This is a genomic window from Streptomyces lusitanus (genome assembly GCF_042647945.1).
In the GTDB taxonomy this organism is placed as follows: Bacteria; Actinomycetota; Actinomycetes; order Streptomycetales; family Streptomycetaceae; genus Streptomyces; species Streptomyces pseudogriseolus.
In genome coordinates, this window is sequence record NZ_JBHRWL010000003.1 from 244,955 (window position 1) to 266,529 (window position 21,575).

Annotated in this window: 23 protein-coding genes and 1 pseudogene; 8 read left to right on the plus strand and 16 right to left on the minus strand. The window is 73.4% G+C overall.

Annotation, left to right across the window (positions count from 1 at the left end):
- Positions 1-371 precede the first annotated feature (371 nt).
- Positions 372-1,544, minus strand: coding sequence for an MGDG synthase family glycosyltransferase (locus ACFOSY_RS05580; protein WP_394305586.1), 1,173 nt, complete (start codon positions 1,542-1,544; stop codon positions 372-374).
- A gap of 151 nt (positions 1,545-1,695) precedes the next feature.
- Here ACFOSY_RS05580 and ACFOSY_RS05585 point away from each other — a divergent pair, with 151 nt between their 5' ends.
- The 3 genes from ACFOSY_RS05585 (at position 1,696) to ACFOSY_RS05595 (ending at position 4,382) form a co-directional block, all read left to right on the plus strand.
- A complete protein-coding gene (locus ACFOSY_RS05585; RefSeq protein ID WP_394305587.1) occupies positions 1,696-2,544 on the plus strand; it encodes an SDR family NAD(P)-dependent oxidoreductase in 849 nt (282 codons plus the stop codon).
- Positions 2,545-2,557: 13 nt separating this feature from the next.
- Complete coding sequence (locus tag ACFOSY_RS05590; RefSeq protein ID WP_394305588.1) at positions 2,558-3,475, plus strand: DMT family transporter; 918 nt, start codon at positions 2,558-2,560, stop codon at positions 3,473-3,475.
- Positions 3,476-3,551: 76 nt separating this feature from the next.
- Positions 3,552-4,382, plus strand: coding sequence for a polysaccharide deacetylase family protein (locus ACFOSY_RS05595; RefSeq protein ID WP_394305589.1), 831 nt, complete (start codon positions 3,552-3,554; stop codon positions 4,380-4,382).
- Between the two features lie 8 nt (positions 4,383-4,390).
- Here the strand turns inward: ACFOSY_RS05595 and ACFOSY_RS05600 are convergent, their stop codons facing one another.
- The gene (locus tag ACFOSY_RS05600; RefSeq protein ID WP_394305590.1) at positions 4,391-4,819 is read right to left on the minus strand and encodes an OsmC family protein; all 429 of its coding nucleotides are present in this window, start codon (positions 4,817-4,819) and stop codon (positions 4,391-4,393) included.
- 80 nt (positions 4,820-4,899) lie between these two features.
- Between ACFOSY_RS05600 and ACFOSY_RS05605 the strand changes: the two genes are divergently transcribed.
- Positions 4,900-5,187 carry a muconolactone Delta-isomerase family protein gene (locus ACFOSY_RS05605; RefSeq protein WP_369161546.1) on the plus strand — a complete coding sequence of 96 codons (288 nt, stop codon included), beginning with the start codon at positions 4,900-4,902 and terminating at the stop codon, positions 5,185-5,187.
- 40 nt (positions 5,188-5,227) lie between these two features.
- Here ACFOSY_RS05605 and ACFOSY_RS05610 read toward each other — a convergent pair whose 3' ends face one another.
- From ACFOSY_RS05610 to ACFOSY_RS05635, 6 genes are all read right to left on the minus strand, one after another.
- Positions 5,228-6,646, minus strand: coding sequence for a glucoamylase family protein (locus tag ACFOSY_RS05610; RefSeq protein ID WP_394305591.1), 1,419 nt, complete (start codon positions 6,644-6,646; stop codon positions 5,228-5,230).
- Positions 6,647-6,863: 217 nt separating this feature from the next.
- Positions 6,864-8,066: a glycoside hydrolase family 1 protein gene (locus tag ACFOSY_RS05615; protein ID WP_394305592.1), complete on the minus strand. Its 1,203-nt coding sequence runs from the start codon at positions 8,064-8,066 to the stop codon at positions 6,864-6,866.
- Between the two features lie 59 nt (positions 8,067-8,125).
- Positions 8,126-9,010 carry a carbohydrate ABC transporter permease gene (locus tag ACFOSY_RS05620; protein WP_394305593.1) on the minus strand — a complete coding sequence of 295 codons (885 nt, stop codon included), beginning with the start codon at positions 9,008-9,010 and terminating at the stop codon, positions 8,126-8,128.
- Positions 9,007-9,984, minus strand: a complete 978-nt coding sequence (locus tag ACFOSY_RS05625) for a carbohydrate ABC transporter permease (protein ID WP_394305594.1) — start codon at positions 9,982-9,984, stop codon at positions 9,007-9,009. Before ACFOSY_RS05625 ends, ACFOSY_RS05620 begins: the two co-directional genes overlap by 4 nt.
- Positions 9,985-9,989: 5 nt before the next feature.
- The gene (locus tag ACFOSY_RS05630; RefSeq protein ID WP_394305595.1) at positions 9,990-11,231 is read right to left on the minus strand and encodes a sugar ABC transporter substrate-binding protein; all 1,242 of its coding nucleotides are present in this window, start codon (positions 11,229-11,231) and stop codon (positions 9,990-9,992) included.
- A 370-nt stretch (positions 11,232-11,601) separates the two neighbouring features.
- A complete protein-coding gene (locus tag ACFOSY_RS05635; protein ID WP_394305596.1) occupies positions 11,602-12,690 on the minus strand; it encodes a LacI family DNA-binding transcriptional regulator in 1,089 nt (362 codons plus the stop codon).
- A gap of 239 nt (positions 12,691-12,929) precedes the next feature.
- On the opposite strand from ACFOSY_RS05635, the gene ACFOSY_RS05640 reads away from it, so the two are divergent.
- Positions 12,930-13,355 (plus strand): DUF4190 domain-containing protein, encoded by a 426-nt coding sequence (locus ACFOSY_RS05640; protein ID WP_394305597.1) that lies wholly within the window; start codon positions 12,930-12,932, stop codon positions 13,353-13,355.
- A 70-nt stretch (positions 13,356-13,425) separates the two neighbouring features.
- Here ACFOSY_RS05640 and ACFOSY_RS05645 read toward each other — a convergent pair whose 3' ends face one another.
- Positions 13,426-14,733, minus strand: a complete 1,308-nt coding sequence (locus ACFOSY_RS05645; protein WP_394305598.1) for an MFS transporter — start codon at positions 14,731-14,733, stop codon at positions 13,426-13,428.
- Positions 14,734-14,814: 81 nt separating this feature from the next.
- On the opposite strand from ACFOSY_RS05645, the pseudogene ACFOSY_RS05650 reads away from it, so the two are divergent.
- A pseudogene (locus ACFOSY_RS05650) lies at positions 14,815-15,180 on the plus strand (signal peptidase I); the annotation flags it as partial.
- Positions 15,181-15,285: 105 nt separating this feature from the next.
- Positions 15,286-15,708, plus strand: a complete 423-nt coding sequence (locus tag ACFOSY_RS05655; protein ID WP_006130956.1) for a DUF6003 family protein — start codon at positions 15,286-15,288, stop codon at positions 15,706-15,708.
- Between the two features lie 18 nt (positions 15,709-15,726).
- Here the strand turns inward: ACFOSY_RS05655 and ACFOSY_RS05660 are convergent, their stop codons facing one another.
- The 6 genes from ACFOSY_RS05660 to ACFOSY_RS05685 all read right to left on the minus strand — a co-directional run bounded on the left by ACFOSY_RS05660 (position 15,727) and on the right by ACFOSY_RS05685 (position 18,949).
- On the minus strand, positions 15,727-16,791 hold the full coding sequence (locus ACFOSY_RS05660; RefSeq protein ID WP_394305599.1) for an NAD(+)/NADH kinase: 1,065 nt from the start codon (positions 16,789-16,791) through the stop codon (positions 15,727-15,729).
- A 220-nt stretch (positions 16,792-17,011) separates the two neighbouring features.
- On the minus strand, positions 17,012-17,134 hold the full coding sequence (ykgO, locus tag ACFOSY_RS05665) for a type B 50S ribosomal protein L36 (RefSeq protein ID WP_006130958.1): 123 nt from the start codon (positions 17,132-17,134) through the stop codon (positions 17,012-17,014).
- Positions 17,135-17,259: 125 nt separating this feature from the next.
- Entirely contained in the window at positions 17,260-17,517 is a 258-nt protein-coding gene (locus ACFOSY_RS05670) for a type B 50S ribosomal protein L31 (RefSeq protein WP_006130959.1), read from the minus strand.
- Positions 17,518-17,600: 83 nt separating this feature from the next.
- Positions 17,601-17,765 carry a 50S ribosomal protein L33 gene (gene rpmG, locus ACFOSY_RS05675; RefSeq protein ID WP_394305600.1) on the minus strand — a complete coding sequence of 55 codons (165 nt, stop codon included), beginning with the start codon at positions 17,763-17,765 and terminating at the stop codon, positions 17,601-17,603.
- Between the two features lie 82 nt (positions 17,766-17,847).
- On the minus strand, positions 17,848-18,198 hold the full coding sequence (locus ACFOSY_RS05680) for a hypothetical protein (protein ID WP_394305601.1): 351 nt from the start codon (positions 18,196-18,198) through the stop codon (positions 17,848-17,850).
- A 61-nt stretch (positions 18,199-18,259) separates the two neighbouring features.
- Positions 18,260-18,949, minus strand: a complete 690-nt coding sequence (locus ACFOSY_RS05685; RefSeq protein ID WP_394305602.1) for a DJ-1/PfpI family protein — start codon at positions 18,947-18,949, stop codon at positions 18,260-18,262.
- A 208-nt stretch (positions 18,950-19,157) separates the two neighbouring features.
- Here ACFOSY_RS05685 and ACFOSY_RS05690 point away from each other — a divergent pair, with 208 nt between their 5' ends.
- Positions 19,158-19,775 (plus strand): TOPRIM nucleotidyl transferase/hydrolase domain-containing protein, encoded by a 618-nt coding sequence (locus ACFOSY_RS05690; RefSeq protein ID WP_394305603.1) that lies wholly within the window; start codon positions 19,158-19,160, stop codon positions 19,773-19,775.
- Positions 19,776-19,854: 79 nt separating this feature from the next.
- On the opposite strand, the gene proP is transcribed toward ACFOSY_RS05690, so the two are convergent.
- Positions 19,855-21,381, minus strand: a complete 1,527-nt coding sequence (gene proP, locus ACFOSY_RS05695; protein ID WP_394305604.1) for a glycine betaine/L-proline transporter ProP — start codon at positions 21,379-21,381, stop codon at positions 19,855-19,857.
- Between the last annotated feature and the right edge of the window lie 194 nt (positions 21,382-21,575).

The window sequence follows — 21,575 nt, forward strand, 5'->3', positions numbered from 1 at the left end:
CACACCGGGCGTGGAGTGGCGCGAAGTCACGCGTGGACGCGAGGACAGGCCGGCGCGGAGCGGCGCGGGAGCACACCGGGCGTGGAGTGGCGCGAAGTCACGCGTGGACGCGAGGACAGGCCGGCGCGGAGCGGCGCCGGAGCACGCCCGGCTTGGAGTGGCGCGAAGTCACGCGTGGACGCGGGGACAGGCCGGCGCGGAGCGGCGCGGGGAACGGGCCTCCGTGAAGCGACGTCGGGCCTGACGGCGCGGAGTGACGCTTGAGCGCGCCACGCGCGGAGCCATGCGAAGAGGTCGGGCGCGGAGCGGCGCCGGAGCGAGCCGGGCGCCGATCGGCCCACACGCGTCCGCTCCGTCCGGGTCCCGGGACGTCACGGCCGACCGGCCGACGGGGCCGGCCTCCCCGTCAAGGCGACCGCCCGCTCCATCACGTCGGCGCGGAAGACCGCGCGGTCCCGTGCCGCCCTGCGGCGGCGCTCGTCGGCGTCCTCCGACATGAGCCGGTCCAGGACCGCGAGCAGTGCGGGGCCGTCGGCCGCGGGCTCGGTGAGGCCCAGTTCCGCCATCCGGCGGACCCCGTCCGCGCCGTGGCCGGGCAGCGGGCGGTGGCCCGCCACCGGCAGGCCTGCGGCGAGGGCCTGCACCGCGGTCTGGCCCGCCGCGTTGTCCACCAGCGCGCACACCGCGTGCAGCAGACCGGGCATGTCGGTCACCCAGTCCAGGGCGAGCGCGCCCGGCAGGCGGGCGGTGCGGGACCGCAGGGCCTGGTTGCGTCCGCACAGCACCACGGGGAGGTAGCCGGCGCCGGCCAGCAGGCGGGCGGTCTCGCCGAGCCCCGCGGCTGCTCCCCAGGCGCCCGCGGACAGCAGCACGGGCGGCCGGCCCGGGGCGTACCGCTCGAACCGCCGCCGCCAGCCGTCCGCGCCGGGGGCGGGGGCGGGGGCGAAGAAGTCGGGTGACACGACCGGGCCCGTGGTCTCGACGTGCGTGCCGGGGACGGCCCTGCGCACGGCGTCGGCGGCCTGGTCGGTGAGGCAGAAGCAGGCGTCGTTGCCCGGGTGGAGCCACTGCCGGTGCACGGCGAAGTCGAGGACGAACACGGCGCTGGGGACGCGCAGCCGGCCCAGTGTCCTGAGGTGGCCGGTGAGCTGCGCGGCCAGATGGAAGACGGGCACGACCAGGTCCGCGCCGGTGCGTGCGACGAGCCGGTCCAGCCCGTCGGCGGCGAGCCGGGCGAGGGGCACGCCGCTGGGGCGGGTGTGGTCGCCGGGGCGCAGGAACGCCCGGTAGAGGCCGTCGTACACCCAGGGGGCGTGGCGTACGGACGTCCGGTAGAAGGCGCGCAACCCGGAGCCCGTGCCGTACGGCAGCAGTCGCATCAGGTCGACGGTCTCCGCCTGGTGTCCCTGTGCGCGGGCGCGGCGGACGAGTTCGCGGGCGACCGTGTCGTGGCCGGCGCCCATGCTCGCGCTGAGCACCAGCACGCGGCGGGCGCCGGTCTGACGGGCGGCGCCCCGGTGCGGGGCCGGGGAGGACGGGAGCACGTCTGCTGAGTCACCGTCGGCGCAGCGGTGAAACGCCCGCGGGGCGTTTCGGGCGTCCCTGGCCTGGATACTCCGGGCTCACCCCCTCCCGGACGCCGGGAGTGGTCCAGCCGGCCGCTTCCGGTGTCCGCCCAGCAGCCGAGGTCAGCCCATGCCCCACGCACCCTCCCGCGCCGGCACGCCCGGCGCCTCCGACGTCCGGACACCGGCGCTGTTCCCCGACGACACCCGTGAGTCTCCCGGCGCGGCGGCGCGGCGCCCCGGCACGGCCCTGGTGACGGGCGCCTCCTCCGGCATCGGCGCGGCGGTGGCGCGCAGGCTGTCCGCGGAGGGGTGGACCCTGGTGCTGAACGGCCGTGACCCGCGGCGGCTGGCCGAGACCGCCGCGCACGCGCCGGCCGCAGTGTTTCCGGAGGATCTCACCCGGCCGGCCGCCGAGCGGCGGCTGACCCGGTTCGCGCTGGACGAGGTGGGACACCTCGATCTGCTGGTGGCGTGCGCGGGGGTGGGCTGGGCCGGTGAGTTCACCACGATGACGCGCCGCGCCTTCGACGAGGTGATGGAGGTGAATCTGCTGACCACGCTGCGCCTGGTACGGCAGGTGCTCCCGCACATGCTGGAGGCGGGGTCGGGCCGGGTGGTGCTCGTCGGTTCGCTGGCGGGGGCCGTCGGGGTGCGGGGCGAGGCGGTCTACTCGGCGTCGAAGGCGGCGGTGGCGGTGTTCGCCGACGCGCTGCGCTTCGAGCTGCGCGGCACAGGGGTGGGCGTGAGCCTCGTCGTGCCGGGGGTGGTGGACACGCCGTTCTTCGAGCGGCGCGGCACGCCCTACGCGCGGACCCGGCCCCGGCCGGTGCCGCCGGAGCGGGTGGCCGACGCCGTGTGGCGTGCCGTGGTCCGGGGGCGGGACGAGGTGCACGTCCCCCGGTGGCTGGGTGTTCCGGCGAGGGTGCGCGGCGCGGCGCCGGGGCTGTACCGGCGGCTGGCCGCCACGTTCGGATGAGCGGCGCCGCGGCGTGCTGACCGTGGTCCTGGCGCTTCTCGCGGCGTTGGCGAACGCCGCGGCCTCCGTGCTGCAACGGCGGGCCGCCGCCGACGAGCCGGAGAGCGGCGCGGGGCTGCGGCAGGCGCTGCGCTGGCTGGGGCACGTGCTGCGGCGGCCGCACTGGGTGGCGGGCGCCGGGATGCTCGCGCTGTCGACGGTGCTCCAGGCGGCGGCGCTGGGCGTGGGCAGTCTGGCACTGGTGCAGCCGCTGATGGCGGCCGAGCTGCTGTTCACCCTGGCGGTGGGGAGCCTGGTCTTCCACCGCCGCCCGGACCTGAGAACCTGGCTGGCGTTCGTCGCCCTCGCGGCGGGTCTGTCGCTCTTCCTGACCTCGGCGTCGCCGACGTCCGGGCGGTCCATGGCCGTTCCCGGGCACTGGTGGCCGGCCGGTGCGGCCGTGACGGCGGTGGTGCTGTCGCTGGTGGCGGCGTCCCGCACGGTGCGGGGCGCGCCGCGCGCGGCGCTGCTGGGGCTGGCGTCCGCCGTGTCGTTCTCCGCGACGGCCGCGCTGCTCAAGGAGGTCACCGGCCTGATCCCGGACGGTCCGGCCGCCGTCCTGTCGACATGGCCGCTGTACGCCACCGCCGTGGTGGGCGTGATCGCGTTCCTGCTGCTCCAGGCCGCGTTCCGGGCGGGCACGCTGGCCGCGTCCCAGCCCGCGCTGACCCTCGGCGACGCGCTCACCAGCGTCGCCCTCGGCTGGGCGCTGTTCGGGGAGCAGATCCACCTCGGCGCGCGGGTGGTGCCGGAGCTGATCGGCGTCGTGCTGATGGGCGCGGGCAGCGTCGGACTGGCGCGCGCCCCGTCGGTGGGGGGCGGCTGGGACCAGGCCAGGGTGCGGGACGACCCCGGCTCCGAGGCGCAGCAGCAGGTGACCCGCCCGCCGTGAGCCGCGCGCGTCCGGGGCGGCCACGGGACCGTGCCGGACGGAGGTCTGCCGTCCGTGTGAGCAGGAGGTCGCCGACATGCCCGTATCCGTCCCCCGGGCCGCCGCGCGGCGCGCCGCGGCCGTCGGACTGCCGCTCGCCGGGGCCGCCCTGGCGCACGTCGGTCCCGCGGCCACCTGGCTGCCGGCGGTCCGGGGACGCCTCACCCCCGGTCTCGCCGGCGTCGGGCACCCGCGTCATGTCGCCCTGACCTTCGACGACGGCCCCGACCCCGTGTCGACGCCCCGCTTCCTCGATGCGCTGGACGGCCTCGGGGTGCGGGCGACGTTCTTCGTCCTCGGCGACGCCGTCGTACGGCATCCCGAGGTCGTACGGGAGACGGTGCGCCAGGGGCACGAGGTGGCCGTGCACGGCTGGAGCCACGACCGGCCGTGGCTGCCGGCGCCGGCGCGGGACGTGCGCGCCCTGCGCCGCGCGGTGGAGGCCGTGCGGGACGTGACGGGCGTGACGCCCCGGTGGTACCGGCCGCCGTACGGAATTTTGACGTCCGGCCGCTGGGCCGCCGCCCGTGCGGCGGGGCTGCGTCCGGTGCTGTGGACGGCCTGGGGCCGGGACTGGACGGCGACGGCCACCCCCGCGTCGGTACGGGCCACGGTGGAGGCGGACCTGCGCGGCGGCGGCACGGTCCTGCTGCACGACACGGACCGTACGGCGGCGCCGGGATGCTGGCGGGCCTCGCTGGGCGCGCTGCCCGGCCTGGTGGCGGGCCGGCGCGCCGCCGGACTGACCGTCGGGCCGCTCGCCGAGCACGGCACGGCGGCGGCCGTACCCGCCACCGCTCCCCCGCTGCCGGACGGGCCGGCCGCCGTGCCGGACCCGCAGGCGCCCGGACGAGGGCGGCGTCCGTGACGGGGCGCTCAGTCCTCCGCGATCTCGGTGGTGACCGGCGTGCCGAGCTCCACGGTGCGGCTGACCGTGCAGAGACGGTCGTGGGACGCCTTCACCGCGCGCGGGAGGATGGCGCGGGCCCGGTCGGCGCCGTCCTCGTCCGGGAAGGCGACGTGGAAGGTGACCCGCAGTCCGGTCATGCGGTTGCCCTGCTCGTCGTTGATCTTGTCGCCGGTCACCTCGACGGTGAACGCGGTCGGCTCGGCGTGCCGGCCGGTGGCGACGTCGACGTCGGCGGCGGAGCAGCCGCCGATGGCGGCGAGCAGCAGTTCGACGGGGGTGAAGGCGTCACCCCCGTCGGTGCCGAACCGGATTGTCCCGCCGCGCGGGTTGGTGGCGGTGAACCGGCCGGCGCCGGTCCGCTCGACGACGACGGAACGCTTGGACGCTTCGCTCATGCGTCGACAGTAGTCCCGAAGCCCACACGGAGTCCTGACAGCAGTCCCGAGGCGACATGAAGCGACGAAGGGAGAACGACATGCGGGAGTTCTTGGTGGAGCTGACCACCACCGTCCCGGACGGCACGGACCCGGCCGAGGTCGACCGGGTCCGTGCCCGGGAGGCCGTGCGCGCCCGTGAGCTGGCGGCCTCCGGACATCTGGCGCGCCTGTGGCGGCCCGTCGGGGAACGGCGGAGCATCGGCCTGTGGCGTGCCGCGGACGAGGCGGCGCTGCGCGAGGAGGTGCTCGGCACGCTGCCCCTGTGGCCGTGGATGACCGCGGTCGTCACGGAGCTGGAGACGCATCCCAACGACCCCACCGTGTGACCCGCGACGACCGCACCGTCCAGCCCACGCCCCCGCGCCGTCAGATGCTGAACCGCTCCTTGGCCAGCAGCGGCCTGACGCGGGAGCGGAAGCCGCCCGTGCGGAACGGCCGTTGCAGCAGGCCGGGGCGCAGTTGCCGGGCGAGGGCGGCGGCGACCACGCCCTGGTCGAGGGCGAGGACGAAGTCGCTCACCCGGCCGGTCGCGGTGTCCACCGAGTCGCGGAAGCCGTAGCGGTCGTCGTACGCGCCGAAGTCGCGGTCCAGCGCGGTGAGGTTGGCGACGGCCGCGGCGGGCTCGTAGGGCAGGGCGAGGAAGGAGGCGTGCGGGGTGACCACGCCCTTGGATGTGTAGCCCTCCTCCTGCATGCCGAGGGCGTCGACGCCGTACTCGCTGTAGCCGCCGTCGGGGATGTTGGCGGGCGAGAAGCCCCAGTAGCCGTATCCGGCCTCCTTCAGGCCGTGGTCGATCTGGCCGCGTACGTAGCGGTGGTGCGTGGCGCCCCAGGAGCGCGGGGACCAGTCGGGCTCGGGCACGAACAGCGGCACCATCAGCGCCTCGAACATGGAACCGCCCCAGGTGGGGACGAGCTTGCGGCCCCGGTGGGTGTAGTGGCCCTGCCACACGCGGACGCCGTCGATCGTGACCCAGGCGCCCTCGGGTTCCTGCTCCTGGCCCATGCCGGGCAGGAGGGTGCGGAAGATGTGCCAGTAGTGCTCCGGCGGCAGGGAGCCGTCGGCGATGCCGAGGTAGCTCGCCATGCGGGGCTCGGTGTTGAGGGCGCCGTAGTGGTGGCCGGTCGGCTCGCCCTTGCCGGGCTTGTCGGGCCAGTAGCCGCCGCGCAGCTGGCCGGGTCCGGCGACCGGGTCGGCGGGGTCGTAGGGCGTGTAGAAGTACGACCAGTCGGCGTCCTCGAGCAGCCGGGCGACGCGGGGGCGCAGCGACGGGTCGGCGTCGGCGGCGATCATCAGGCCGGTGACCAGCCAGGCGTTGTCGACGCTGGAGAGGAAGGGCCGCACCGGGTCGCCGGTCTCCGGCCAGGCCGTCAGCAGCGAGCCGTCGTGCGCGTCGTACCAGTTGAACCAGAAGCCGTGCGCGCGCTCCAGCCTCTCGACGGCGGCGACGGTGCGGGACAGGCGGCGGTGGAGGGTGTCGGAGCCGATGACGCCGAGTCCGGCGGCGGCGACGGTGGTCCACAGGCCGCAGCCGATGTTGGTGGGCGAGGTCTGCGCCGACAGGACGGGGGCGCCCGCGCCGCTGATGTCCATCTTGTCGGTGGTGAGGCCGAAGTCGGTGGTCATGGCGTCGAGGGAGCGGTGGGTGGCCTCGAACCAGGTGCGGAGCGGGGCGCGCCCGGCGCCGGTGCGGGCTCCGGCGGCGGCGGGCGCGGCGCCGGCGAGGGCGGTCGCGGAGGCCGCGGCGGTGAGGGTGGCGGTGGTGAGGAACGTACGACGGTTCATGCGGCTCCTGCCTTCGGGAACGGCGGGGTGCGGCCGGGCGGTACGGCGCCGGCCGCCGGGGCGTCGTGCGGTGCGGGTGTGGTGCGGTGCGGGTGTGGTGCGGTGCAGATGTGGTGCGGTGCGGATGTGGTGCGCAGGGGGTGCGGGAGCCGGTGGGTGTCAGGGGCCCACCGGCTCCCGGGCCAGGGGGGAGCGGCGCACTGCGGCGCCGCGGGGATCAGCGCTCGGCGCGCGGCAGCTGCCGGGTGCGGCCGAGACCGCCGAGCCATACGGCGGAGGGCTTGGCGGTGCGCTCGAAGGTGACCGGGTCGACCGCAATGAGGCCGAAGGTCGGCCTGTAGGAGCCCCACTCGTAGTTGTCGAGGGCGCTCCAGGCCAGGTAGCCGTGGACGTTCACGCCGTCCTCGAGGGCGGCGGAGACGGCTTCCAGGGCGCCGGTGTAGTAGTCGACGCGGCGGGTGTCGTCGGCGGTGGCGATGCCGTTCTCGGTGACGATCAGCGGCATGCCGGGGCCGGCGACGTCGGCGGTGTGGCGCAGGGCGTGGCCGACGGCGGCCGGGTAGTACTCCCACTGCGTGAGGGTGCGCTCGGCGTCCTCGGGGGCGGGGACGGGACCGTCCGTGCTGATCCTGGTGCGGGTGTAGGACTGCACGCCGATCCAGTCGTCGCCGCGCGCGGCCTCGATGAAGACGTCCTCGCGGGGGTACCGGTAGGCGGCGGTGACGTCCTCGGCGCCGGGCAGCGCCTGGTACACCTGGTTGGCGACGGTCCAGCCGACCTGGATGTCCGGGTCGATCGCCCGTACGGCCTTGACGGCGGCGTGGTGGGCGGCGATGACGGCGTGGGTGGTGTCCTCGTCGGGGGTGGGCAGTCCCGCGGGCGGGAAGCCCTGGTCGCCGGCCTTGGCGGCGCCCGCCATGACGGCGATCATGTTGGGCTCGTTGATGGTGCAGACGTGCCGGACGCCCTCGGAGACGATCGGGGCGCAGTGCTCGACGTAGCGGGCGAACAGGTCGGCCGCGCCGTCGGCGGTCCAGCCGCCGAGGTCCTCGAACCACTGCGGCACGGTGAAGTGGTGCAGAGTGACCATGGGCCGCAGGCCGCGGGCGAGGGCGCCGTCGACCATGCGCCGGTAGTGCGCGATCTCGGCGTGGCTGAAGGTGCCGGGCACCGGTTCGATGCGGGCCCACTCGACGCTGAACCGGTAGTCGGTGAAGCCGAGTTCCGCGAGCAGGTCCATGTCCTGCTCCCAACGGTGGTAGCTGTCGCAGGCGTCCAGGCTGGGTTCCGCGATGTTCGCCGCCGGGTCGTGTTCCTTCCGCCACCAGTCGCTGTTGACGTTGTTCCCCTCGATCTGGTGGGCGGCGGTGGACGCCCCCCACAGGAAGCCGTCGGGGAAGGGCAGGGAGGTACGCGTCATCGTCCTTTTCTCTCTGGTGGGGGTGGGGCGGTGCCAATGCGACGGGCCGGCGGGACCGGTCACTTGAGTCCGGCGGTCGCGATGCCCTGCGTGAAGTGGCGCTGGAGGACCACGAAGACGAACAGGACCGGCAGGACGACGAGCAGGGAGCCCGCCATCAGCATGCCGTTGCCGCCGCCGACGGTCCGGTTGGGATCGTTGGCGAAGGTGGCCAGGGCGACCGGCAGGGTGTACTTGTCCGGGTCGTTGGTCGCGATGAGCGGCCAGACGAAGTTGTTCCACGAGCCGAGGAAGGTGAAGATCGTCAGCGTGGCGAGGGCGGGCTTCACCAGCGGCAGCACGATGCGCCAGAAGATGTACCACTCGCCCGCGCCGTCGATCCGGGCCGCCTCCAGCAGCTCGTCGGGGATGGACTGCATGAACTGCCGCATCAGGAACACGCCGAACGCCCCCGCCGCGAAGGGCAGCACGAGGCCGGCGTAGGTGTCGATGAGGCCGAGCTTGGTCATCAGCACGTACAGCGGCAGGATCAGCAGGTTGCCGGGCACCATGAGGGCGGCCAGCACGACGCCGAACACCTTGGACCGGCCGGTGAACTCCAGCTTCGCCAGCGCGTAGCCGAGCATGGAGCAGAACAGCAGGTTGCACAGGGTGACCAGCACGGCCACGATCAGGCTGTTCAGGAAGTACCGCGGCATGTCGAGCTGGTCGAGCAGGGCGGTGAAGTTGCTCAGCGTCCACTCGGAGGGGAGCCACACCGGCGGGCTCGCGGTGAGGTCACGGCGGGTCTTGAAGGCGGACAGCGCCATCCACAGGAACGGCGCGGACATCACCAGCAGACCGAGCGAGGCGAGCGTGTAGAGCAGGGGGGTGCGGACGCGGCCCCGTCCGCGGGGGCGGGCCGGTGCGGGCACCGGGCGCGGGGATGCCGTGGGGGCGCTCATCGGGTGTTGTCCTTCAGCAGTCGGAGCTGGAGCACCGTGATGCCCATGACGACCACGAACAGCACGTACGCCATGGCGCTCGCATAGCCCATGTGGAAGAAGTTGAAGCCCTCGCGGTACATGTCCAGGGACACCGTCAGCGTCGCGTCCGACGGGCCGCCCTGGGTCATCACGAACGGCTCCTCGAAGACGTTGAGGTAGCCGATGGTGGTGATGACGCTGGCGTAGAGCATGGTGGGCCGCAGCAACGGCACGGTGATGCGGCGCATCTCCTGCCAGGCGCCGGCGCCGTCGAGCCGCGCCGCCTCCCGTACGTCGGCGGGGATCGCCTGGAGGCCGGCGATGAACAGCACCATGACGGTGCCGAGGTTGCGCCACACCGCCATGGCGATGAGCGAGGGCATGGCCCAGGTCTCGGAGCCGAGGAAGTCCGGCGCGGTCACGCTCAGTTCGGCGGCGAGGCCCGCGATCAGACCGTCGGACGGGTCGAGGACGAACCGCCAGACGACGGCGACCGCGACGATGGCGGTGACCACGGGGGCGTAGAAGCCGACCCGGAAGAACGTGCGGGCGCGGTCGATGCCGTTGTTCAGCAGGACCGCGACCAGCAGTCCGAGCAGGACGGTCAGCGGCACGCCGACGACCACGAAGTACGCCGTGTTGAACAGGGCCTTGAGGAACCGGTCGTCCTCGAAGAGCTTGGTGTAGTTCTCCAGGCCGACGAACTCCGCCTCCAGCGGGCGGGTGACATGGCGGGCCCCGAAGTCGGTGAAGCTCATCAGGAGCGTCGCGACGATCGGGAAGGCCATGAAGACGGCGAACAGCACCAGGAACGGCGTGGAGAACAGCCAGCCGTGGAGGTTGTGCCGGCCGAGCGGGCGGCGGGCGCGCCGCCCGTCTCCCGGCGGCCCGTCCGGGCCGGTCTTGGTCACCGCGGCCGCGGGGTCGGCGGCCGCCTTGGTCAGGGAGGGCATGCCGGTTACTCCACGAGTCCTTCGATCTCGGCCTGCGCCTTGTCCAGGGCGGCCTTGGCGCCGGACTTGCCCTGGGTGACCGACTCGATGGCGGAGTCCACCTTGGAGGTGATCTCGGTCAGCCGGGGCTGGGACGGCGTGGTCCTGGCGGTCTCCATCTGCGCGCGCCACACCTTGAGCTTGGGGTCGGTGGCGAGGTCGCCGGACGTCCAGGCCTGCTGGTTGGCGGGCAGGTCACGGGTGCGCTCGTACCAGTCGGCCTGGCCCTTGGCGTCGGTGAGGAAGGAGATGAACTCCTGGGCGGCGGCCTTGTGCTCGCTGTCCGCGGACACGGCGAGGCTGGAGCCGCCGGCCATGGACACGGACTCCTTGTCGGCGGGCACGGGGGCGACGGCCCACTTGCCCTTGACGTCCGGGTAGTTCTCGTCGAGCAGCGACATGATCCACGGGCCGCCGAAGAACATCGGCACGTCGCCGGTGTTGAAGTCCTTGGTCACGTCGTAGCCGGGGCGGACGGCCTTCTCGCTGACGCCCTTGGCGAAGAACTCGCCGTAGGTCTCGAGCGCCTTCACCGCCTCGGGGCTGTTGACGGCGGCCTTGCCGTCCTCGTCGATGATCTCGCCGCCGGCGGAGTACAGGAACGGGTAGAAGCTCTGCACGGTGTCGAGCCCGCCGGGCTGGACGGACAGACCCCACTTGGTCTCCGCCTTGTCCTGGTAGGCCTGGGCGGCCTTCAGCAGCTCGTCCATGGTGGCGGGCGGCTTCGCGAGACCGGCCTTGCGGGCGAGGTCGGTGCGGTAGAAGAGGACGCGGGTGTCGACGTACCAGGGGACGCCGTACGTCTCGCCGTCGTACGAGGCCTGCTCCCAGGCGGCGGGGAAGAAGTCGCCCTTTTTGACGGTCTTGGTGTCGACCGGTTCGAGGACGCCCATGTCGGCGAACTCGCCGAGGTAGGTCCCGCCCATCTGCACGACGTCGGGCAGCTTGCCGGCGGCGGCCGCGGCGACGAGCTTCTGGTGCGCCACGTCCCAGCCGACCGGGGTCACCTTGACGGTGATGTTCGGGTGGGACTTCTCGTAGCCGTCGGCGACCTCGGCGAGCTTCTCGCCCTCGGTGCCCATGGCCCAGACGGTGAGCGTCTGCTCGGCGTCGGCGTCCACGTCCGCGCCACCGGAGCCGCCGCAGGCGGTGAGGGTGAGCGCGGACGCCACGGTGAGGGCGAGCGCGGCAGGTGTGGCGCGGTGCATGGACTGCTCCTCCTCGAGCGTTCCTGATGTATGCGCATTCTGTAAGCGCATACATGACTCTGCGGGAGGGGCTTCGCCGTGACAAGGGGGAGCTGGGTCACACTCCGGTAACGGCTGGGGTGCGCCTGGCCGGGCGCGGAAAGGGGGCGTTCACCCGCGCGCGCTGTGCGTCGCGGCAGGCGGACACCCCCGGGGATGGGCACAGGGCCCTGTCAGCAACCTAGGCCGGGGGCGGGGCGTACGGAAGCGGGTGTGAGATACGTCCCGTGGGGGTGTGGTGTGGGGGGTGTGGTGGAGGTGTTGGGGGCCGCGCCGGGGCGTGAGCGTGACGCCTGTCAGGCGGGCGCGGGCCACGGGATGCAGCGGGACGTCAGGCGCCGATGGCGACGGCGGTCTGCTCCTCCGGCCCGCAGCCGCAGCTGGCGCGGCGGGCGACGGTGACGGGGAGCATCAGGGACACCGGGTCGGCGTCGGGCGTGCCGTTCAGGCGGCGTACGAGGAGTTCGACCGCCTCCTCCCCCATGCGCAGCATGGGCTGGCGCACGGTGGTGAGCGTGGGGCGGACGAGCCGGCCGAGCGGGATGCCGTCGAAGCCGGTGACGGCCACGTCGTCCGGCACGGACAGGCCGCGGCGCTCCAGCGCGTGCAGGGCGCCGACGGCCATCTGGTCGTTGGCGCAGACGAGGGCCTGCGGCGGCCCGCCGTCCCGGTCGCAGAGGGCGTCGGCGGCGCGGGCGCCCTCGGCCTGGGTCATCATGTCCGCACGCACGGCGGGCTCGTCGGGGGTGTCGACGCCCGCGGCGCGGCAGGCGGCGAGGAAGCCCTGGAAGCGGGCCTCGACGTCCGGGGACTCCTCGGCGGAGCCGACGAAGGCGAGGCGGCGCAGGCCGTGGTCCTCCACGAGGTGGCGGGTCAGCTCCCGCTGCCCGTCGAAGTTGGCGACCTCGATGTGGTCGAGGTGGTCCAGGTGGTCGCCCTCCTCGCGGGGCCCGGCGAGCATGACGACGGGGCGGCGCCTGGAGATGCCCTCGAGTTCCTCCGTGGGCACGGTGCGAGCCAGCACGGCGAAGCCGTCGACGCGTCCGGCGACCTTGGCGACGAGGCTTTCCGGGCCGCCCTTGAGGGAGGCGGCGATGAGCAGGGCGTACCCGTGCCGGCGGGCGGCGCGCTCCATGCCGCGGATGATCTGGTCGGAGTAGAGCATCGCCGCGTCGTCGTCCTCGGCGTCGGTGTCCGGGTCGGCGTAGTCGGGGAAGCAGAGTCCGAGCACGCCGGTGGAGCGGCTGGCGAGTCCGCGTGCGTTGCCGCTGGGCACGTAGCCGAGGTCGCGCGCGGCGGCGAGCACCCGCTCACGGGTCTGCGCCCGCACCGAGTCGGGGTTGCGGTAGACGCGGGACACGGTGGCGATGGACACGCCTGAGCGTTCGGCGACGTCGTACACCGTGGGGGCGGTACTCATCGGGGGGCATCCCTAGGTCGGCGCGATGAAAGCGCATTCATCGTAGGGGGGTGCAGGTCAGGGTACAAGGGCGGAATTCGAGACAGGGCCGGTCCGGCGTGTGGGAGGCATCACGCCGACCGGCGCACCGCGGGCGTCGTCCCGTCCGGTGACGGCGGGGTTCGGCATGGGGGCGGCGGGTCCGGGCACACGGACGGGACACAGGCGACTGACGACCCCTCAACACCCGGAGAGCGCACATGACTTCGACGCACGGACACGACGGCACGGGCTACGGACAGCCGACGGGGCACGGCGGGCCGGCGGGCACGGGTGAACGGCGCAACGGCTTCGGCATCGCGGCGCTGGTCCTGGGCATCGTGGGCGCGCTGCTGTTCTGGACCGCGATCGGCGGCATCGTGCTGGGCCTGCTGGCCGTGATCTTCGGCGTGCTCGGCTTCCGGCGCAGCAGACGAGGCGTGGCCACGAACGGCACGATGGCGGTCATCGGCGCGGTGCTGGGCGCACTGGCCCTCGTGGTGTCGTCGGTACTGCTGGCGCTGGGCGTGGCCGTGGTCAACAGCGACGAGTTCAAGGACTACCAGGACTGCGTCGAGCACGCGAACAGCCAGAACGACCGGCAGGACTGCGCGCGGGACTTCGACCGGGAGGTCGACGAGCGGTAGGGGTCGCTACGGGCGGGGTGGGGCGCGGCGGGGGTGCCGCGCCCCACGCATACGCGTAGCAGGCGTGTGCTCACGCAGGGGACGGCGCGTCGGCCGTAGGTCCGGTGCGCCGTTCCGGGTTGACGGCGAGCGGTAGTTCACGCGCCTTGCCCGCGGAGCTGAACGCCAGGAGCAGCCAGGTCAGCGCAAGGGGCGCCGTCAGGACCCAGAGGGTGGGGCGCGTGCCGATGACCGATCCGAGGAAGCCGCCGAGAGCCGAGCCGATGGCGATCGTGCCTTGATTGGTGGCCATGGAGGCCGACGAGACCCGCCCCAGCAGATACGGCGGACAGTAGCTCTGGCGGAAGGTGCCCACGACGACGTTCGCCACGGACACCCCGACGCCGAGCACGAAAGCCCCCGAGACGAAGAACAACAGCCCCGGACCGGGGGTGGTGAGGGGTAACAGCAGTGCGAAGGGGCAGGCCACCGCCTGGGTGAGGACCAGTGCCCGTGCGGTGCCCCACCGGCGGCACAACCGCGTCGCGAGCAACGCGCCCAGGACTCCACCGAGGCTGGAACACATGACGAGCAGCCCCACGGCGCCGGCGCCGACCCCGACCGTCCGGACCAGGAAGACGATCTGCACGGCTTGGTAGCCCATCAGCAGCAGGTTGAGGGTGGCGCCGTAGACGACGATGGGCCGCAGATAGGGGTCACGGCTGAGGAAGCGCAGTCCTTCGCCCGTCTCGTGGACCAAGCTGGACGACGTTCCGCCCTGACGTGCGGGCTTCTCCTCCCGGGCGCGGATGCCGAGCAGGCACGCCGTGGAGACGAGGAAGGTGAGCGCGTCCAGCAGGAGTCCCGTCGTCGCGCCGACCGCCTGGGCCGTGAAGCCCGCCGCGCTTCTGCCCATCACTCGGGTTCCGGCTTCGCTCACCTGGAGCTTCGCGTTGCCGTCCGCGAGATCCGACTGCACCAGGATGGATGGAACGTACGCGTGGCAGGCTGTGTTGAAGAAGACGGCGGAGGTGCCGCAGGCCACCGCCACGACGAACAGGTGCGTGAGCGTCAGCCGGTCGATCCAGCCGGCGACGGGCACACTCGCGTACATCGCGGCCGACACGAGGTTGCAGACGACCATGATGCGACGTCGGGGCAACCGGTCGACCCAGGCGCCGGCGGGTAACCCCACGACCAGCCACGGGACCCATACGGCTGCGGCAAGTAATCCGACCTCCAGGGCCGTGGCGTGCAGAGTGAGCACGGCGACAAGCGGCAGAGCCACCGCGGTGATGCCGTTCCCCAGGCCACTCGCGGTCTCACCGACGAACAACAGGCGGAAGTCCCGCTGCGTCAGTACACCCCAACGGCTCGGCGGCTTCGCAGACACAGACATCCCCCTCCGGCTCGGGCCACGTTACCGGGGCCGGTGCTGCCACAGCACGTGATACCGGATCGGCTGCTACCGTCCGCGACCATGAGCGACCGTGTGTACGTGGGCAATGCCGGCAAGGATGCCGCACTGGACCGGGGCTGGCTGCTGGGGCACTTCAAGGAGGTGTCCGACCCTCGTCACAGCGAGGACGTGGAGATCAAGTGGGGTGTTCACCCGCGGGGTGACGAGCGGGCCCGGTGGGTGACCGGTGAAGAGCGCACCGCGCTCCTGGTTCTCGTCAGCGGGCGCTTCCGGGTCGAACTGCCCGGGCGTAGCGTCCTGTTGGCCGAGCAGGGGGACTACGTCGTGTGGGGCCGGGGGGTCGATCACTCGTGGTTCGCGGAGGCGGACTCCGTGGTGCTGACGGTGCGTTGGCCTTCCGTCCCCGGCTACCAGGTGAACGGTGGGGACGAGGCCGGCCGGCGCGGCGGGGGCCGCCCACCTGTCGTGGACCGCCCGAAGGGGGGTAGAGGGTGTCCACCGGAGTGGGACCACACGCAGGAGGTACCGACCATGACCGACGACGCCTACATCGTGCTGTTCGACGACCCCGCCGTGTCGCTGGGGGTGCCGCTCGCCGCCGTGGAGGACGCGGCGTTCATGGACACCCCGGCCGTGCGGGCGTGGCTGGAGGCGCAGGGTGTGACCGTGACCTCGCCGGGGCTGCGGCTGTTGCCGCCGGAGGAGACCTCGGCCGTTCCGGAGGGCGCCGAGCGGCTGCCCGTTCCCCTCGGGGACGAGGAGCTGAGCCGCGTGCGGCAGCTCAACGCCCCGTACGACGTCGCACGCATGGAGGAGGAACTCCTCGCCTACCGCTCCTGCGCCGAGGGCCGCGAGGCGCTGCTCGCCCGTGCCGTGGCGGCCGGGGTGCCGGCGCACCGGATCGCCGAGCTGACCGGCGAGGACCTGACGACCGTCAAGGCCCTCGTCCACTGACTTCCCGTCGGCGCCGGGTCAGGGCCGCGCGACCGGGCGTTCCGGCATGGCGAGGTGGGCCAGGTCGCCCGGCGGGGGGCTGCGCACCGGCCACAGCGGGGCGGGCGTGCCGTCGGCGACCGCCGCGGGCGCGTCGGTCAGGTTCATGCGCTCGCGCAGCCGGCCGTAGAAGTCCATCGGGCCGAGGCGTACGGCGCGCAGCCTGCGGGGTGAGGCGTACACGCCGATCCAGTCGCCCGGGCCGATGACGCCGCGGACCTGGCCGTCGACGCTGACGGCGGCCCGCCCGGACCGCTCCAGGACGCGCAGTCCCACGGGTTCGTCCGGCGCGGCCACGACCGAGCGGTTGAACGTCATGTGCGGGGCGACCGGCGTGAACACCAGCACCTCCGCGCGCGGCGACACCACCGACCCGCCGGCGGCGAAGCTGTACGCCGTCGAGCCGGTCGGGGTCGCCACCAGCAGCGCGTCGGCGGAGTACGAGGCGAGCAGCCGGCCGGAGATGTAGACGCCGACGGAGATCTGGCGGTCACGGGCGAGCTTCTCCAGGACCACGTCGTTGAGGGCGGCCACGTCCAGCGGGACGCCCCACTCGCCGCCCGTCTCGCAGTCGGGGCGCACGCTGGTCGGCGGCAGCAGCGGGCCGCGTCCGTAGCGCATGAGCGCCTCGATGTCCGAGGGGACCTCCAGGCGGCGGGAGGCGCGCATGGTCAGCAGCATCCGCTTCTCGACGTCGAGGCGGCCCTCGTACACGGCGTCCAGCGCGGCGCGCACCTCCGTCATGGGCACCTCCGTCAGGAAGCCCACCCGGCCGAGGTCGACGCCGAGGATCAGGGCGTCCGCGGCGGCGGCCAGCCGGGCGCCGCGCAGGAAGGTGCCGTCGCCGCCGAGGGTGACGACCAGGTCGGGGTCGCCCGCGGCGGCCACCTCCTGGCGGGCGCTGTGCCGGCCGCCGTCGGCCCACACGTCGACGTCCTTGCAGGCGATGCCGTGCTCCGCGCACCACTCACGGACCGTGCCGGCGGCCGCCACCGCCTCGGGGCGTCCGCCGTGCACCACCATGCCGACCCGCTTCACCGTCATGCCCGCCTCCCGGCTGCCGTTCGCCCCGCCAGGACGGCCTCGTCCGCCCGGTTCCGCGACCTCCCTTCCATCCTGGCCGCGCGACGGGGACCCCGCACGGCCGGGCGATCGTGCGGCCGGGCGATCGTGCAGCCGGCTCATCGTGCGGGGGCACGCCGACGGCCCGGCACCGCGCACTGCGGTGCCGGGCCGTCCGGACGTCGTCGGTACCTGCGGCTCGTCAGCCCTGGCGGGCCTTGAAACGCGGGTCCTTCTTGTTGATCACGAAGGTCACGCCCCGGCGGCGCACCACCTGGGCGCCGGGCTTGGCCTTCAACGAGCGCAGGGACTTGCGTACCTTCATCACGTACTCCTGGTGGAAGGCCCTGGTGAGGGCCGGATGTCCCGGTCAGCGGCCGACCGGGGCGGTCAGCAGCGGGCCGTCCGGGTCGAACGGCCGACCGGAGCGGCAACCGCCGGCCGGAACGGTCAGCCGCGGGCCCGAGCGGTGCCGTAGCGCCGCTCGAAGCGCTCCACGCGTCCCGCGGTGTCGAGGACGCGGGCGGTGCCGGTGTAGAACGGGTGGCTCGCCGACGAGATCTCCACGTCGACGACCGGGTACGTCGTGCCGTCCTCCCACTCGACCGTCCTGTCGGAGTCGAGCGTGGAGCGGGTCAGGAACTGGAACCCTGCCGCGCGGTCGCGGAAGACGACCGGCCGGGAGACGGGGTGGATGCCGTGCCTCATGGGTGTCCTTTCTCGCTGCCTCCGCCGCCGGGAGCGGCGGCGGAAACGGGGTGTGTCGACGTCCTCGCGCGACGGTCCGCGCGTCAGCGCTCCTCGCGGAAGAGGACGTGCTGTCCGGCGACCGCGTCGTACTTGTGCAGGACCAGCCGGTCGGGGTCGTTCAGACGGTTCTTGCGGGTCACGTAGGTGACGCCGGTGCCGGCCGTGGACTTCAGCTTGACGACCGGGCGTGCCGTGCTGCGTGCCATGAGGTGCTCCTTCCGCCGTCATCGCCCGAGTCGAATGACTCGCGCATGTCAGGCAGCAGGTGTAACAGCGCCCCCCGGTCCCCTATTCCGCCTCCCCCACGGGCGTCGGCCGGCGTGTCCCGGTGACCTTCGAGGCGGGCAGCCGGCCGGCCCGCGAGGCGCCCTCCAGGGTGTCGCCGTCCACGTCGACCGCGAAGGCGAGGTTCAGCCGGAGGGGCTTGGTGACGGACTGCTTCCAGGTGACGTGGGAGCCGTCGACGGCGATGTCCCTCAGCGGCACGTCCTCGCCCGCGCCGGACGCGACGCCGACCAGCGAGCCGTCCCGCCGGCGGAACTCGACGACGGCCTTGATGCGGCCGACGGGGGTGGCGATGGTCAGGTCCCAGACGCCCTCGAGGGAGGCGGCGCGGTCGGTGTCGGTGTCGGCGGTCATGTGCGTGGGACTCCTGTGATGGGGGCGGGGGTGGAGAAGAGGACAAAGGCAGGGTCGTACGTCACAGCGCGGCCGGGGCGGGGCCCGTGGCGCGCCAGACCGTGCCGCGGCGCTCGTGGGCGAACAGGGTCTCGACGGCGTGCGCGATGCGCGGGCCCAGTTCGCGTTCCAGCAGGTAGAGGCCCAGATCGAGACCGGAGGTGACGCCGGCGCCGCTGACCAGGTCGCCGTCGTCGACGACGCGGGCGCGCACCGCGTGGACGCCGGTCGCGTCGAGCATGTCGATGCCCAGGTGGTGGGTCGTGGCGTGGCGGCCCTCCAGCAGGCCGGCCATCGCGGGCACCAGCGAGCCGCCGCACACCGTGGCCACGGTCACCGCCGGGTCGTCCAGCGCCTCCTTGAGCAGCGCGGGCAGCGCGGTGGTCAGGGCGCGGCCCAGCAGGACGGGTACGAACTCGTCCTGCCGCCACTCCCCCGCACCCGCGTCGACGTCGGGCACCTCGCCGGGTTCGCCGACCCGGCCCGAGGCGCCCGGCACCACGATGAGGCCGGCGGCGTGGGGGTCGAGCGTGCCGGTGGCCCGCAGGGTGAGGGCGCCGGTGCCGCTCACCACCTCGCGCGGGCCCTCGGCGGAGACCAGCTCGACGGTGAGCGCCCCGCCGGACGCGGTGCCTCCCGCGTACAGGACCTCGTAGGGCGCGACCACGTCGAGCGGGTCGAAGCCGTCGAACAGGACGATCTGGGCATGCATGGGGCGACGTACCTCCCGTGGGGCGTCCGGTCTCCGGTCCGGTCGGACGCGGACGCCTCCGAAGCTAACGAGCCGCGGGGCGGGGACCCATGGGCGTCCGTGCCAGGTGCCGACGGGTTCCCGCCAACACCGCCCGACACCGTCCCCGCCCTCTCGCACGGGCCGAAACCGAGTACCGAAGTCGCCGCGACCGGAGAAGACTTGGCGCATGAGCGACATGAACGCGTTCCGGGACGCGGTGACCGCGTGGGCGGCCGGCGGGCCCGGTGACCCGGCGCGCGAACTGGCCGGGCGGCTGTCCCTCCGTACGGTCGTCCTGCTGGAGGGGCTCAGCGACGCCGCCGCGGTCGACGCACTCGCCGCGCGTCACGGCCGGGACCTGGCGGCCGGGGGCGTCTGCGTGCTGCCGATGGGGGGCGCGATGAACGTCGGCCGCTTCTCCGCCCTTCTCGGTCCCCGTGGACTGGGCCTGCGTCTGACGGGGCTGTGCGACGAGCGGGAACTCGGCTACTACACGCGGGGCTGGGAGCGGGCGGGCGCCGACAGCGACGGCGTCTTCGTCTGCGCGGCGGACCTGGAGGACGAGCTGATCCGCGCCCTCGGTGTGGAGCGGGTGACCGAACTGGTCCAGGAGCAGGGGGAGTTTCGCGCCCTGAGTACCTTCCTGCGGCAGCCCGCGCAACGGGGGCGGCCCGCCCAGCAGCAGCTGCGCCGCTTCCTCGGTACGAAGAAGGGCCGCAAGATCCGCTACGGACGGGTGCTGGTCGAGGCGCTGGGTGAGGAGCGGGTGCCGGCCCCTCTGGAGGGCCTGCTCGCCGGTCTCTGACGGGCGCGGGCGAGCTGGGGGGCACGCGGGAGGGGCGGGGGTCACGCCCCCACCCCTCCGCGTCACCGGACGGCCCGCGTCAGAACTTCGGCGTCGGCGCCTGCGCGAGCACGATCTCCGCGGCCTCCTCCTCGGTCTGCACCGAGGGCGGCGACCCCTCCAGCGGCTGCTGTGCCGTCTCCTTCATGAGGGCCACCGAGATCACACCGACCAGGGCGGCCGCCATCGCGTAGTACGCGGGCATCATGTCCGAGCCGGTCGCGCCGATGAGCGCGGTGATCACCAGCGGGGTGGTGCCGCCGAACAGCGAGGCGGACAGGTTGTAGCCGACCGACAGGGAGCCGTAGCGCACGGACGTCGGGAACATGGCGGGCAGCGCGGCCGACATGGTGCCGAGCAGGCAGACCAGGGACAGGCCGAGCATCAGCATGCCGGCCGACACCGCGAGCAGGCTGCCCTGCTGCACGAGCACGAAGGCCGGCGCGGACAGGATCAGGAAGCCCAGCATGCCCGCCATCAGCAGCGGCTTGCGTCCGTAGCGGTCGTTGAGCCGGCCGACCTGGTTGATGATCAGCATCAGCACCACCATGGTGGCGACGAGGATCAGCAGCCCGTGCGACTCCTTGTAGTGGAGCTCGTCGGACAGGTACGTCGGCATGTACGACAGCAGCATGTAGTCGGTGACGTTGTACGCGCCGACCAGGGTGATGCACAGGATCAGCGCCCGCCAGTGCTGCCGGAAGATCTTGGCGAGGTCGCCGCGGGCGGTGGTCTCCACCTGGTTCGCGGCGTCGGAGACGTGGACGTTGCCCTCCCCCAGTTTGAGGTAGGCGGGGGTGTCGTCCAGCTTCAGCCGCAGGTAGATGCCGACGATGCCGAGGGGACCGGCGACCAGGAAGGGGATGCGCCAGCCCCAGGCGTCCATGGCGTCGTTGCCGAGCCACGCGGTCAGCGCCACGACCAGACCGGCCGCGCCGGTGTACCCGGCGAGCGTGCCCAGCTCCAGGAAGCTGCCGAAGTAGCCGCGCCGCCGGTCCGGGGCGTACTCGGCGATGAAGGTGGAGGCGCCGCCGTACTCGCCGCCCGTGGAGAAGCCCTGGAGCAGCCGGAAGAGGATCAGCAGCGCCGGCGACCAGAAGCCGACCGCCGCGTACGACGGCAGCATGCCGATCGCGGCCGTGCCGATGGCCATCAGGATCATCGTCAGGGCGAGGACCTTCTTACGGCCGATCTTGTCGCCCATCGGCCCGAAGACCATGCCGCCCAGCGGGCGCACCAGGAACGCCACGGCGAAGGTGGCGAAGGAGGACAGCAGCTGCACCGTCTCGTTCCCCGAGGGGAAGAACACCCTGCCGATGGTGCCCGCCAGGTAGGCGTAGATCCCGAAGTCGAACCATTCCATGGCGTTGCCGAGCGAGGCGGCCTTCACCGCGCGCTTGACCGCCCGCTCGTCCGTCACCGTGATGTCCGACCGCCGCAGCGGCGGGTTCCGCCGGCGGCGGACGGCACGGAACAGGGTCGGGTGGCGCCTGGCCGCCTCGGGCGGGGCCGGGCCGTTGTCGGTGGGGGACGTGGCTTCGTTCCTTTCCTGGACACAACGGTGCATCGGGAACGTAACAGCGTTCCCGTGCGGGCGCCGTGGCAGGGGCGCCCGTTGGGGTCGTGGCGGCCGCCGGTTCCGGTGTGCGTCCGGCCGCGGCCACGGGCCCGTGTTCCCCGCGGTCTCACCTGTATGCCTCCGCTGCGCTGGTCGCGCGGGCAAAGCGGTGGTGCGGTGGGAGGCGGGGGAGCAAGCGTGCC

Coding starts and splice junctions, on each gene's coding strand:
- ACFOSY_RS05620 (WP_394305593.1), bottom strand. CDS start 9,010: ATGAGCGCCCCCACGGCATCCCCGCGCCCGGTGCCCGCACCGGCCCGC.
- ACFOSY_RS05655 (WP_006130956.1), top strand. CDS start 15,286: ATGACCGACGACGCCTACATCGTGCTGTTCGACGACCCCGCCGTGTCG.
- rpmG (WP_394305600.1), bottom strand. CDS start 17,765: ATGGCACGCAGCACGGCACGCCCGGTCGTCAAGCTGAAGTCCACGGCC.
- ACFOSY_RS05690 (WP_394305603.1), top strand. CDS start 19,158: ATGAGCGACATGAACGCGTTCCGGGACGCGGTGACCGCGTGGGCGGCC.
- ACFOSY_RS05585 (WP_394305587.1), top strand. CDS start 1,696: ATGCCCCACGCACCCTCCCGCGCCGGCACGCCCGGCGCCTCCGACGTC.
- ACFOSY_RS05615 (WP_394305592.1), bottom strand. CDS start 8,066: ATGACGCGTACCTCCCTGCCCTTCCCCGACGGCTTCCTGTGGGGGGCG.
- ACFOSY_RS05635 (WP_394305596.1), bottom strand. CDS start 12,690: ATGAGTACCGCCCCCACGGTGTACGACGTCGCCGAACGCTCAGGCGTG.
- proP (WP_394305604.1), bottom strand. CDS start 21,381: ATGCACCGTTGTGTCCAGGAAAGGAACGAAGCCACGTCCCCCACCGAC.
- ykgO (WP_006130958.1), bottom strand. CDS start 17,134: ATGAAGGTACGCAAGTCCCTGCGCTCGTTGAAGGCCAAGCCCGGCGCC.
- ACFOSY_RS05685 (WP_394305602.1), bottom strand. CDS start 18,949: ATGCATGCCCAGATCGTCCTGTTCGACGGCTTCGACCCGCTCGACGTG.
- ACFOSY_RS05630 (WP_394305595.1), bottom strand. CDS start 11,231: ATGCACCGCGCCACACCTGCCGCGCTCGCCCTCACCGTGGCGTCCGCG.
- ACFOSY_RS05625 (WP_394305594.1), bottom strand. CDS start 9,984: ATGCCCTCCCTGACCAAGGCGGCCGCCGACCCCGCGGCCGCGGTGACC.
- ACFOSY_RS05645 (WP_394305598.1), bottom strand. CDS start 14,733: ATGTCTGTGTCTGCGAAGCCGCCGAGCCGTTGGGGTGTACTGACGCAG.
- ACFOSY_RS05660 (WP_394305599.1), bottom strand. CDS start 16,791: ATGACGGTGAAGCGGGTCGGCATGGTGGTGCACGGCGGACGCCCCGAG.
- ACFOSY_RS05680 (WP_394305601.1), bottom strand. CDS start 18,198: ATGACCGCCGACACCGACACCGACCGCGCCGCCTCCCTCGAGGGCGTC.
- ACFOSY_RS05595 (WP_394305589.1), top strand. CDS start 3,552: ATGCCCGTATCCGTCCCCCGGGCCGCCGCGCGGCGCGCCGCGGCCGTC.
- ACFOSY_RS05600 (WP_394305590.1), bottom strand. CDS start 4,819: ATGAGCGAAGCGTCCAAGCGTTCCGTCGTCGTCGAGCGGACCGGCGCC.
- ACFOSY_RS05610 (WP_394305591.1), bottom strand. CDS start 6,646: ATGAACCGTCGTACGTTCCTCACCACCGCCACCCTCACCGCCGCGGCC.
- ACFOSY_RS05670 (WP_006130959.1), bottom strand. CDS start 17,517: ATGAGGCACGGCATCCACCCCGTCTCCCGGCCGGTCGTCTTCCGCGAC.
- ACFOSY_RS05605 (WP_369161546.1), top strand. CDS start 4,900: ATGCGGGAGTTCTTGGTGGAGCTGACCACCACCGTCCCGGACGGCACG.
- ACFOSY_RS05640 (WP_394305597.1), top strand. CDS start 12,930: ATGACTTCGACGCACGGACACGACGGCACGGGCTACGGACAGCCGACG.